Here is a 12,195-nt window from a genome sequence, read left to right on the forward strand (position 1 = left end):
ATGTCCTACTTATTGCCTGCCGAATTTGCCACCAAGATGGTCGATGCTGGTGAAGCCAAGCTGCATATGTCTACCCGTGATGCGCTGATTCGCGCTTTTATGGCGGGGGCTATATTGGCCATCGCGGCGGTGTTTGCGGTGACCGTAGCGGTGCAAACCGGCTACCCGATTATCGGCGCCATCCTGTTTCCGGTCGGCTTCTCGATACTCTATCTAATGGGCTTTGATCTGTTGACCGGGGTATTTGTGTTAACGCCGCTGGCGTGGCTGGATAAACGGCCTGGGGTAACGATTAATCGTATTCTCAAGCACTGGGGCATTGTGTTTATCGGTAATTTTGGTGGGGCATTAACGGTCGCCTTTCTTATGGCAATTGTCTTTACCTACGGCTTTAGCACCGAACCCAGCGAAGTGGGGCGGGTCATTGGTGAAGTGGGCGAAGGGCGCACCGTGGGTTATAAAGAGTATGGTGCTGGCGGCATGGCGACGATTTTTATCCGCGGCATACTGTGCAACTGGATGGTGTCGCTAGGGGTAGTGGGGGCAATGATCTCAACCACGGTGAGCGGTAAGGTTATTGCCATGTGGATGCCGATTATGCTGTTCTTCGGTATGGGCTTTGAGCACTCGGTGGTCAACATGTTCCTGTTCCCATCTGGGCTGATGATGGGCGGTAACTTCTCGATTATGGATTACCTGATCTGGAACGAAATTCCGGTAGTGCTGGGTAACTTGATCGGTGGCTTGGCATTAACGGGGCTCACGCTCTACACCACTCACGTGCGTACCGCGCCCCAGAAAGCTTTATAGATGAAGAAATTAAATGCCAAGCTTTCGCTACTGTGAAGCCCTAGGTTGATGATAAACATCGGAGCTTAGCCGAGGTCGGAATCAACCCGTAGCGGGGGGCTTTCGCCATGGATGGCGAAAGTAGCGCCCATGGATGGGTCTACAGCGCCTCCGCGTAGGGTTGTTCCGACCGTTTGCAATGTTCGCTCCGGCGGAGGTTTTTTAGGGGAAGTATAATGGCAGCGCTGACCATTTCGCTTGGCCAGCACTCTGATAAAGGGCGCAAGCCAAGCAATCAGGATTTTTACGGCGCTTATCTACCCAGCGACCTCCAGCGCGCCACCAAAGGCATTGCGATCGCGTTAGCGGATGGGATCAGCAGCAGCGAAGTGAGCCGGGAAGCGAGTGAAGCAGCAGTAGGCGGGTTTTTAACAGACTACTACGCCACCCCGGCTACCTGGGCGGTTAAGACCTCCGCCCAACGGGTACTGCAGGCCACCAATGCATGGCTTTATGCCCAAACCCGGCAAAGCCAGTACCGCTACAACCTGGATCGTGGCTATGTGTGTACCCTCAGCGCGATGGTGATTAAGTCCACCACTGCGCATCTGTTTCACGTTGGCGATAGCCGTATCTATCAGCTCGCCGGCAATACGCTGGAGCCGCTGACCGAGGATCACCGCTTCTGGGCCTCCCGGGAAGTCAGTCATTTAAGCCGCGCCATGGGGGCCAGCCAGCACCTGGAGCTGGATTATTCCTCGGTATCGCTGAGTGTCGGCGATGTGTTTGTACTCACCACCGACGGTGTTTATGAGTGGCTGACCGGCACCGAAATGGCCGCGCTGATTCACGCCCATTGGGGCGATCTCGACGCGGCGGCTGAGGCGCTAATCGCTGCCGCAATCGATAATGGCAGCGATGACAACCTCACCGTGCAAATTGTGCGCATTGATTCGCTGCCTGAGCGCCACGCTAATGAACTCTACGCGGCGCTGAGCACCCTGCCGTCACCGTCTGAGTTGCGCGCAGGAAGCGAGCTGGACGGCTACCGCATTGTGCGACAACTGCATGCCAGCAGCCGCAGCCATGTCTATCTGGCGGAAGAGGTAGCGAGTGGCGAGAAGGTGGCACTTAAAACCCTCTCAACCGAGCTAAGCCAAGACCCGACGAGTATCGAGCGGTTCGTGCGCGAAGAGTGGATTGCCCGGCGCATCGATAATCAGCACGTGCTTAAAGCCCCCGCCCAAGAGCGTCCGCGCCACTACCTTTACACCGTGTTGGCCTATATCGAAGGGCAAACCCTGACCCAGTGGATGCGCGACCACCCCAACGCCGAATTAGCTAGCGTACGCCCCATCGTCGAGCAGATCGCCAAGGGGCTGCGCGCCTTTCATCGCCTGGAAATGCTGCATCAAGATTTGCGCCCCGATAACGTCATGATCGATAGCCACGGAACGGTGAAGCTGATTGATTTTGGCGCTGCCAAGGTGGCGGGTCTTGCTGAAGAGGTCAATGCGGCTAGCGACGATATTCTAGGCACCGCCCAGTACACCGCGCCGGAGTATTTTCTGGGTGAAGGTGGTACGTCCCGTTCGGATCAGTACTCCCTGGCGGTGATCACCTATCAGATGCTAACCGGCACGCTGCCTTATGGCACTGAGGTGGCCAAAACCCGCACTCGGGCAGCGCAGCATAAGCTTGCCTATCAATCGGCGCTTAGCGAGAACCGTGAGCTGCCCGCCTGGGTAGATGAGGTGCTCAAAAAGGCTCTTCATCCTAATCCACACAAACGCTTTCCAGCTCTTTCGGAGTTTATCTTCGAACTACGCTCGCCCAGTCAAGAAATGCTGAAACGTGCTCAATTACCGCTACTAGAGCGCGACCCGGTGCTGTTCTGGAAGGGCGTTTCACTAGTATTGGCGCTAGTGGTTATCGCGCTGTTATTGCGGTGATGTCGCGGTCTCTGATCAGGAAACAATAAACAACGGGGTTGAAGTGGGGCGGTCTCCACCCCATGTTAGTTAACACGCTATCAATAGAAAAGGACGTTAATGATGCAAAATGTGATGCCTAACCCCGGTTTCGGTACCTTTCGCCTGGAAGGCGATACGCTCAAGCAGAGCATTCATGCGGCGCTTGAAGCGGGGTATCGGCATATCGACACGGCGCAGTTTTATGGCAACGAAGCGGATGTCGGTGCAGCAATTCGTGACAGCGAGGTGCACCGCAGCGATATTTTCCTCACCACTAAGGTATGGTTTGATAACCTGGAGCCTGCCACGCTGAAGGCCAGCGTAGATGAAAGTCTCCAGAAACTGGGCACAGGTTACGTTGATCTGCTGTTAATTCACTGGCCGTCGCCCAACAATGAAGTGCCGATGGCAGATTATTTGACGGCTCTTAAAGAGGTCAAAGCAGAAGGTAAAGCGCGCCATATTGGTATTTCCAATTTCACCTGCGAACAAGTGGATGAAGCGGTTAATATTCTGGGTAAAGGTGAAATTCTGACCAATCAGATCGAGGTTCATCCTTTCTTACAGAACCGCAAACTGGTCGAGCACTGCGAGCAGCATGGCATTCAGATTACTGCTTTTATGCCGCTAGCTGTGGGCAAGGTCATGGACGACCCGACCCTTAAGCAGATTGCCGACGCGCATCACGCCACGCCCGCGCAAATTGCCCTTGCTTGGGTGAAACAGCGCAATATGATTACGATCCCTTCATCGACCAAAGCGCGTAATATCCAAAGCAATATTGCCGCCTTTGATATAGTGCTAAGCGATAGTGAAATAGCAGAGATTGCCATGTTGGATCGCCAGGAGCGTATTGCCAACCCCGACTTTGCTCCCGCCTGGGATGAGTAAGGGGACTAATAAGCAGGGCTTGAAACGCTAAGCGATGGACGCTAATAGATGAACTTCAATTGATAGTATGTGTCGTAGGGGATGCCTGCCCAGGCAGGCATCTTTAAAAGAACGGAGAAAACGATGAAACAGCGCAAGATAAAAGACAACGCGTTAAAAGCGCAACTGCGGACGCCAATGTTTAAAATGCAGCAGCAAACTCCGAAAAAAGGTAAAGGCAGCTACTCCCGTAAAGGACGCAACTCTCTGAGAGGGCATCGCCAAGCCGCTTAATCTGGCGTTTTGGCGATGCCTTCCCCAGGCATCGTGTGCAGCATCCCCCATGCTGTACATTGTCCCATCAGTTTGGCCGATCCAATGGGTCGGCTTTTTTATTTACTCCCACTGCACGGCTTTACGGCGCAAAATGTCGCAAAAGCCGGTAACCGGTTCACCATAGAAAGTATCTTTTCGAGTCAATAACCCAAACGGAGAAAGCGTTCGTCCAAGGGTGAGCGGCAGCATTTCAATAAGCCCTATATTGAGATGGTCTCTAAGAACGGATTCAGCCATTACCAGCAGGGCATCGCTTTTTTGCACTAGCTGTAAGGCAGCAAAGATTGAACCGCATTCGATAATATCGCGTGGCGACATTAAGCCTTCCATCTCCAACTCTTTCTCTAGCGCTTGGCGTGCTGGTGTGGTTATTGGTTGAAGTATCCAGGGCCAGAGCTCTAGTAGCTGCTCAAGAGACGGCAAAGGTTCATCGGTTAATGGATGACCACGGCGTACCACAGTGATCATGTTTTCGTTGCCCAATGGCTCAAAATCGAATTGATTATGTTGGATGGAGGTCGCATAGCGGGCGATTGCTATATCCACTTTACCCTGCTCAAGTAGCGCCACTAATTGATCGCTTGTCTCACCCATCAAACGAATTTGTAACATGGGGCGCAGGCGTTTCATCTCGATGATAGCTTGCGCCACCAGGTCAGGCGCGGCCCCCATAATGGCCCCAACGGTTAACTGCCCGCGTCCACCAAGCTGGTAGCGATGCACTTCTTCGGCACATCGATCTAAACGAGTTAACGCGTTATCAGCAAATTCCACCAACATTTCGCCCACTTTGGTCGGGCGCATTCCCTTGGCCATGCGCTCGAATAACTGGCACGCAAATACCCGCTCAATTTCACTTAGCATACGTGTCGCGGCAGGCTGTGACATATGCATGACCACGGCAGTTTGGTGTAGGTTGCCGACTTTGCCCAGCGTCGAGAGCATAAGAAGGTGCTTATAACGAAGCCTTGCTACCAGCAATTGAAAGCTATCCATTCTCATCTCGCTTTTGAATCGATACCCAAACGGTATGGTGATTACGCTTAATTTGGCTGTGCGACATTAGTCTAGTGATTCGGTATCTTGTTATTAAGCAGCCTCGCGCAAGTTAGCGCAGTTGCTGACTCAGCGCTATTCGATAACTTAAAGGTATCGAGGCGAACCAGATAATCATTGGCTACCTTGCCCGCTTTTACTTACAACTTCCTCAAGAAGATGACGTTAACAAACATAACGAGGAGTGTTTATGAGCGAACCCACCATCAAGCAGGTACGCGCCTACACCGTCCGGGGTGGCGGTGCTGACTACCATGACCAAGCCGAGGGGCACTGGATCGATTCCCAGATCGCGACGCCCATGAGCAAGTACCCAGAGTACCGCATGACACGCCGAAGCTTCGGGCTCAATGTTCTGGGCACTTTGGTGGTTGAGGTAGAGGCAAGCGATGGAACCGTAGGGTTTGCTGTAACTACCGGTGGCGAAATTGGTGCCTGGATTGTCGAAAAGCATCTTGCCCGCTTTATTGAGGGTAAACAGGTAACTGAAATCGAAAAAATTTGGGATCAGATGTTTAACGCCACGCTCTATTACGGCCGTAAAGGGGTGGTGATTAATACAATTTCCTGCGTTGATCTGGCGCTTTGGGATCTGCTGGGTAAGGTGCGGCAACTGCCGGTGCATCAGCTATTAGGTGGCCCGGTTCGCGATGAACTGGTGTTTTACGCCACCGGAGCACGCCCTGACCTCGCTAAGAAAATGGGCTTTATTGGCGGCAAAATGCCCCTCGTTCATGGGCCTGCTGAAGGCGATGAGGGGCTGAGAAAGAACTTAGAGCACCTAGCGAAAATGCGTAGCGCCGTCGGCGATGACTTCTGGCTGATGTATGACTGCTGGATGAGCCTTGATGTCAATTACGCCACTCGGCTAGCTCAGGAAGCCCAGGCGTACGACCTGAAATGGATCGAAGAGGCGCTTCCACCCGATGACTACTGGGGTTACGCGCAGCTCAAGCGTGATGTACCCAAAGGCATGCTGGTGAATACCGGTGAGCACGAGGCTACCCGCTGGGGCTTCCGTATGCTGCTGGAAATGGAGTGCTGCGACGTTATCCAACCGGATGTGGGGTGGTGTGGTGGTATTACAGAACTGATCAAGATTTCAGCGCTGGCCGATGCGCATAACAAGCTGGTTGTACCCCATGGTTCGTCGGTTTACAGCTACCATTTTGTAATCACTCGCCATAACAGCCCGTTCGCAGAGTTCTTGATGATGGCGCCGAAGGCCGATGAGGTCGTGCCCATGTTTAATCCGCTGCTGCTGGATGAACCGGTGCCTGAAAACGGTCGTATGGCGGCTTCCAAGCTCGACAAGCCAGGGTTTGGCGTACGCCTTAATCCTGACTGTGAACTTTCTAGGCCTTACCAACATTAAAATTAAGGCCTGATAAGCATTGTTCCCGCTAAAAACTAGGGAACTTAAACCAAGTAATATCAGAGGAAACTACAATGAAAATGAAAAACACCTCATGTCTTTCAGTCTCTAAAATGACCACAATTGGTGTCGCAGGGCTGCTCTTCATGATGCCCTTTGGCACTGCCTATGCTGAAACGAAAATTCGTTTCGCACACCATATTTCGACTGATTCCGAGCAGCATTTAGCAGCTGAAAGATTTCGCGATCTGGCAGCTGAATACAGTGACGGTGAAGTCCAGGTGGAAATCTTTCCCGCCGGACAAATGGGCGGGCAACGAGAAATTATTGAGTCTGTTGAGCTTGGCGTACTGGAGATGGGGTATGGCGAATCTGGCCTTTATGCCAACTATGTACCCGAATTTGGTCTGCTGACGCTACCTTATCTTTATCGGGACGTTGATCATTGGGAAAACGTGGTAGCAGGAGAAATAGGCGATCAATTGATCGAGCAATTGGTTACCACTTCCGGGATCAGGCCGCTTAACTGGATTCTGGCAGGCTATCGAGATACGTATTTGGCCGAAGGAGAAATTAATAGCCCCGAAGATTTCAATAACTTGAAGATTCGCGTACCGGAGTCTCCCGTGTTTGTGGGTACCTTCTCTGCACTGGAAGCTCAGCCGACGCCTGTACCCATGCCGGAAGTCTACACCGCGTTACAGGCAGGTGTCGTCGATGCCATGGAAGGGACCCCGGAAGTTGGTTACACCTTCCGCATATTTGAGGTCGCCGAGTCGCTGTCCAAAACACGCCATATTCTTTTCGACGGTAGTTTTGCCATCAATGAGTCCTTTTACAACAACCTTTCTGATAGCGACCGTGACGCAGTCAACCGGGCCGCCCGGGAAGCGGCTGAAATGCAGCGCGGTGAGTGGTTTGAGCGTGAGCAGTCCTGGTTTAGCCAGCTAGAAGAAGAGGGGATCGCCATTAACGAGGTGGATCCAGTGCCTTTCCAAGAAGCACTGGCAGGCTTCCGCGAAGAGTTTGCTGCCAATATTGGCGCCGTAGAACTACTTGAGTCCATTGGGCAGCAGTGACTCTGAAAAGGAGCTCGCAAATGCGTCGTTATCTGGATACTGCATTTGCCACCCTTGGCGCCATGACCGTCGCCATTTTCTCGGCGATCATGGCGTTGATTTTCATACAGGTCATCAACCGGTTTCTCCTCGGGTTGCCACTTTTCTGGACAGAAGAAGTGGTGAGGATGCTGCTGGTTTGGTTAGTACTTATGGGAACCCCTGTGGTGGTTTACAAATGCGATGAAATAAAGGTGGAGCTGTTTCGGTTTAACAATGACCGCTTTGAAAAGGTGAGACGTTTCGCAGTGGCAGCTATCTCAATTGTTTTCTGTGCCGTTTTAGCCCACTGGGGGTACCTATTCACACTACGCGCTTTGGGCACAATGCAGCCCTCGTTGGGTATTTCTAGAGCTTGGCTGTATGCACCCATCCCCATTGGGGGCGTGCTGACGATCCTTGCTTTCATTGTTCGTCGTGATGAAGTGAAAAAAGCATCAGACGTAGAGGAGCTACTATGATCGTTGCCTTAATGTTTGGATTATTTACAGCTCTTCTCGCTGTCGGCGTGCCCATCGCCTTCGCCATGGGGCTTAGTGCCGTTACCGTCCTAGTCATTGATGGCGGGGTACCACTTCTGGTTTTGCCTCAGCGCTTTTTCAGCTCTTTGGATAGCTTCCCCTTGCTGGCCATCCCGCTCTACATCTTCGCCGGGAACCTAATGAACTACGGTGGTATCACCTCGTCAATCGTAGGTTTTTCCCGTTCCTTAGTGGGCCATATACGGGGCGGATTAGGCCAGGTGAATATCATGACGAGTGTGCTGTTTTCGGGTATCTCCGGTTCGGCTTCGGCAGATGTGGCTGCGGTCGGAGGGATGATGATTCCGGCGATGAAAAAGGAGGGCTACAAGCCAGAATGGGCGGTAGTGATTACCGCCGCTTCAGCAATCTTGGGGCCCATTATTCCGCCTAGCCTGCTCATGGTGATCTATGGAGCCATGACGGGGCTTTCCATTGGCACGCTGTTTTTGGCCGGTATCGTTCCAGGTCTGTTTCTCGCCATGATCATGATGGCACTGGTTTACTGGAAAGCTGATGAAATCGGCGCGCCTCGTCACCGTAGAGCCAGCTTAGGCGAAACCGGCAAGGTGTTTTTGAAAGCAGCACCCGCGATGGTGATGCCGTTGATTATTGTAGGGGGTATCCAGAGCGGTTTATTCACGCCTACAGAGGCAGGCATTGTGGCCGTCGCCTATGGGCTCGGTTTTGGTCTGCTTTCTCATCGCCTGAATGTCAAAAATACCTACCGCTTCGCCCTTCAGTCGGTGGTTACCTCAGCGAGCATTCTGATCATCCTCGGCAGTGCCGCTTTGTTTAGTTGGATCATTGCCCGAGAGGGCGTACCTGCAACATTAGCTACTTGGCTTTCTAGTATGACCAGCGAGCCTGCCGTCGTGCTACTGCTGATTGTGCTGGTACTGATCCTCGTCGGAATGTTTATCGAAACAATTTCAGCGCTGATCTTGATGGTGCCGATATTGACACCGATTGCCCAAATGTTCGGGTTCGACATGATCCACTTTTCAGTCGTGGTCATTATTGCTCTGCTTTTAGGCTCGCTGACGCCACCAGTGGCTTTAATCGTTCTACTTGGGTGCAAAATTGCTGAGGTTGATTACATGAAGACAATGCGCCCACTCGTGCCTTTTTTCATGGTTCTCGTCATCGGGTTGCTGTGCATCATGTATTTACCCTTATTAACACTTGGCCTACCTGACCTGCTTGGGGCTTTTGACTAGTACTACTGGAGTGTAACGACGATGGAAATGCCCGTTAATACATTTAAAAGCGCACTGGCTAAAAGTGATCCCATTTGGGGCTGCTGGGCTGGTTTTGCGACTGGTTATGCCGCTGAAATTGTGGCGAGCACTGGCTTTGATTGGCTGCTGATTGATGGTGAGCATGCTCCCAATACGGTGCCGACTATTTTGGCTCAACTACAGGCAGTGGCACCTTATTCAGCAGCACCGGTAGTACGCAGCGTTAACCAGGATCCTGCGTTGATTAAACAACTACTCGACATTGGCGTTCAGACACTAATGGTGCCAATGGTGGAAAGTGCTGAGCAAGCCGCAGCCCTGGTGCGTGCTACTCGCTATCCACCCCATGGCATACGCGGTGTCGGCGGGGGCTTAGTGCGTGCAACACGCTGGGATGGCGTGGATGACTACCTAACTAAGGCGCATGAGTCGCTCTGTCTAATCGTACAGGTTGAATCACCCAAAGGCGTTAAGCAGGCGGAAGCGATTGCGACAACCGATGGGGTTGATGCGGTCTTTATTGGCCCGGCGGATCTTTCGGTGGGGATGGGGCATCCAGGCAATCCGGGGCATCCAGACGTTCAAAAAGCCATTGAACAAGTTATTAAAACGGTGCAGGCGGCGGGTAAGCCGGTGGGGATCCTGGCGCCGCTTGAAGACGACGCACGCCGCTATCAGGCGCTTGGCTGCCAGTTTATTGCGGTGGGGATCGATATAAGCCTTCTTCGCCAGGGCGCTCTGGCAACCATTGCACGCTACAAGGGGCAAGTCGCGAACCAGACTTCCAGTACTTATTAACTCAGTGTTTGTTAACAAGCTCTTCTTAACACAGCACTTATCACTCTAGGACTTATCTGCAGGTGGTCTCGTTGAGGCCAATATAATGACAATAGGAGAATCAGGATGACACAGCCAACCATTTATCAAAACTATATCAACGGCGCATTTGAAGCGGCCCAGCAGCACCTGGAGGTATTTAACCCCGCCAACCAGGCATTATTATCGCGTGTTCCCGCTTCCAATGCTGACGATGTCGAGCGAGCGTTAGATACCGCGCGTGCAGCGCAAAAGGGCTGGGCCGCGACGCCAGCCGTCGAGCGTGCGGCTTTTCTGCATCGTTTAGCCAATAAGCTGCGCGATAACGTTGCCCATTTGGCACGTACCATTACGGAAGAGCAGGGCAAAATCAGTGGGTTGGCGGAAGTGGAAGTTAACTTTACCGCCGACTATTTGGATTATATGGCCGAGTGGGGGCGCCGCATTGAAGGTGAAATCATTCAGAGCGATCGCCCTAAGGAGAACATTTTCCTTTTCCGTAAGCCACTTGGGGTGGTAGCGGGCATTTTGCCTTGGAATTTCCCGTTTTTCTTGATCGCACGCAAGATGGCGCCGGCATTAGTCACGGGCAATACCATCGTAATTAAGCCCAGCGAAGAAACACCCAATAACTGTTTTGAGTTCGCCCGTCTGCTAGATGAAGTGGGGTTGCCAAAAGGTGTGTTCAACGTGGTGAGCGGCACGGGTGCTGAAGCGGGTAACGCCCTTACCGCTAGCCAGCAGGTCGATATGATTAGCTTTACGGGCAGCGTGGAAACGGGATCACGCATTATGGCCAATGCCGCTAACAACATCACTAAGCTCAATCTGGAGTTGGGTGGTAAGGCACCGGCTATTGTGCTGGATGATGCGGATCTCGACCTGGCGGTGAATGCGATCCGCAGCTCACGGATTATCAATACCGGCCAGGTATGTAATTGCGCCGAACGCGTTTACGTTCAGCGTGGCGTTGCAGATGAGTTTATTGCGCGCATTGCTAAAGCGATGGAATCCACCCGCTATGGTGATCCGCTAGTGGATAGCGATGTTGAGATGGGGCCCATGATCAACAGAGCGGGCCTGGATAAAGTGGCCCAAATGGTAGAAACCGCGCGCGGAGATGGAGCTGAGTTGATTACTGGCGGTAATGTCGCGGATCTGGGCGCTGGTTTCCACTACCAGCCGACGGTGCTGGCTGGCTGTCGCCAAGATATGGCCATTATGCGCCAGGAGATTTTTGGCCCGGTTCTGCCCATCCAGATCGTCGATAACCTTGATGAAGCCATAGCACTGGCCAATGACTGTGAATATGGCCTTACCTCATCGATTTATACCCGAAGCCTAAATAACGCCATGCAGGCCTGTCGTGAACTTGATTTTGGCGAGACCTATATCAACCGAGAGAACTTTGAAGCAATGCAAGGCTTCCACGCTGGCGTTCGTAAGTCAGGTATCGGCGGGGCTGATGGTAAGCACGGTCTTTACGAATATACCCACAGCCATGTGGTGTATCTAGAAGGCTAACAATGACTTGCAACGACACGCCCCGGCCACTTCCTGTGGCCGGGGCGTTGGCTATGCCAAACTACTCCCGCAGTGTGGACATTTTTCGTGGGCGTCGCGGGTTTCAGCTTGATGGCGTTGGTTGCGTTGACTCGGTTCCTCTACGCCGTGAATGGATACCAACTGGCCCTGCTCCCAGCGTAAGCCGATATCTTTTAACAGGTGCGGGTCATGAAAGCGCGGATCTTCGTACAGACGGCGCTGAGTGCGCGCGTGTTTTAGGGCGCTGAGTAGTTTGCGGGTAATTGTTGCTACTGCCATGGGGTCGGTCTCCTGGGTTAGGAGGCCGGGCAACATCGCGATCAGGCAGTCTCAAAGGTAACGATAAAACAACATGGCCGCGATACTTGCCGCGGCCAATTTCCTCTCTACATCTCTGGCGCGCGACAATAATAAGCTGATATCGCATTATTAATAATGCGATGCAGCTTATTCATTCGGGTCGCGGGGATTTGCCAGCGCATGTTGAGGTCTCTGAAAAGTCTTACTTTAAGAACGTCTCGTTAATAAAACCAAACTGCCTTTACAAGGCAGCTC

General features: G+C 52.6%; 12 protein-coding genes. 10 read left to right on the plus strand and 2 right to left on the minus strand.

The window, feature by feature from the left end:
- The 4 genes from SR894_RS04385 to arfA all read left to right on the plus strand — a co-directional run bounded on the left by SR894_RS04385 (position 1) and on the right by arfA (position 3,926).
- Positions 1-810 carry a formate/nitrite transporter family protein gene (locus SR894_RS04385; protein WP_008957727.1) on the plus strand — a complete coding sequence of 270 codons (810 nt, stop codon included), beginning with the start codon at positions 1-3 and terminating at the stop codon, positions 808-810.
- A 215-nt stretch (positions 811-1,025) separates the two neighbouring features.
- The gene (locus SR894_RS04390; protein ID WP_223287849.1) at positions 1,026-2,741 is read left to right on the plus strand and encodes a bifunctional protein-serine/threonine kinase/phosphatase; all 1,716 of its coding nucleotides are present in this window, start codon (positions 1,026-1,028) and stop codon (positions 2,739-2,741) included.
- A 102-nt stretch (positions 2,742-2,843) separates the two neighbouring features.
- Positions 2,844-3,653 (plus strand): 2,5-didehydrogluconate reductase DkgB, encoded by an 810-nt coding sequence (dkgB, locus tag SR894_RS04395; RefSeq protein WP_223287848.1) that lies wholly within the window; start codon positions 2,844-2,846, stop codon positions 3,651-3,653.
- Between the two features lie 123 nt (positions 3,654-3,776).
- Positions 3,777-3,926 (plus strand): alternative ribosome rescue factor ArfA, encoded by a 150-nt coding sequence (gene arfA / locus SR894_RS04400; RefSeq protein WP_223287847.1) that lies wholly within the window; start codon positions 3,777-3,779, stop codon positions 3,924-3,926.
- A gap of 102 nt (positions 3,927-4,028) precedes the next feature.
- Here the strand turns inward: arfA and SR894_RS04405 are convergent, their stop codons facing one another.
- Positions 4,029-4,964, minus strand: a complete 936-nt coding sequence (locus tag SR894_RS04405) for a LysR family transcriptional regulator (protein ID WP_246638016.1) — start codon at positions 4,962-4,964, stop codon at positions 4,029-4,031.
- A gap of 250 nt (positions 4,965-5,214) precedes the next feature.
- Between SR894_RS04405 and rhmD the strand changes: the two genes are divergently transcribed.
- The 6 genes from rhmD (at position 5,215) to aldA (ending at position 11,619) form a co-directional block, all read left to right on the plus strand.
- Entirely contained in the window at positions 5,215-6,399 is a 1,185-nt protein-coding gene (gene rhmD, locus SR894_RS04410) for an L-rhamnonate dehydratase (RefSeq protein WP_223287845.1), read from the plus strand.
- A 74-nt stretch (positions 6,400-6,473) separates the two neighbouring features.
- Entirely contained in the window at positions 6,474-7,478 is a 1,005-nt protein-coding gene (locus tag SR894_RS04415; protein WP_223287844.1) for a TRAP transporter substrate-binding protein, read from the plus strand.
- Positions 7,479-7,498: 20 nt separating this feature from the next.
- On the plus strand, positions 7,499-7,978 hold the full coding sequence (locus tag SR894_RS04420) for a TRAP transporter small permease (RefSeq protein ID WP_223287843.1): 480 nt from the start codon (positions 7,499-7,501) through the stop codon (positions 7,976-7,978).
- Positions 7,975-9,258, plus strand: a complete 1,284-nt coding sequence (locus SR894_RS04425; protein WP_223287842.1) for a TRAP transporter large permease — start codon at positions 7,975-7,977, stop codon at positions 9,256-9,258. The genes SR894_RS04420 and SR894_RS04425 overlap by 4 nt, the downstream gene beginning before the upstream one ends.
- Before the next feature lie 21 nt (positions 9,259-9,279).
- Complete coding sequence (locus tag SR894_RS04430) at positions 9,280-10,077, plus strand: HpcH/HpaI aldolase family protein (RefSeq protein WP_223287841.1); 798 nt, start codon at positions 9,280-9,282, stop codon at positions 10,075-10,077.
- A gap of 105 nt (positions 10,078-10,182) precedes the next feature.
- Positions 10,183-11,619: an aldehyde dehydrogenase gene (gene aldA / locus SR894_RS04435; protein WP_223287840.1), complete on the plus strand. Its 1,437-nt coding sequence runs from the start codon at positions 10,183-10,185 to the stop codon at positions 11,617-11,619.
- A gap of 51 nt (positions 11,620-11,670) precedes the next feature.
- Here aldA and SR894_RS04440 read toward each other — a convergent pair whose 3' ends face one another.
- The gene (locus SR894_RS04440; RefSeq protein WP_223287839.1) at positions 11,671-11,919 is read right to left on the minus strand and encodes a hypothetical protein; all 249 of its coding nucleotides are present in this window, start codon (positions 11,917-11,919) and stop codon (positions 11,671-11,673) included.
- Between the last annotated feature and the right edge of the window lie 276 nt (positions 11,920-12,195).

Origin of the sequence: Vreelandella neptunia (assembly GCF_034479615.1) — a bacterium.
Lineage (GTDB): Bacteria > Pseudomonadota > Gammaproteobacteria > Pseudomonadales > Halomonadaceae > Vreelandella > Vreelandella neptunia.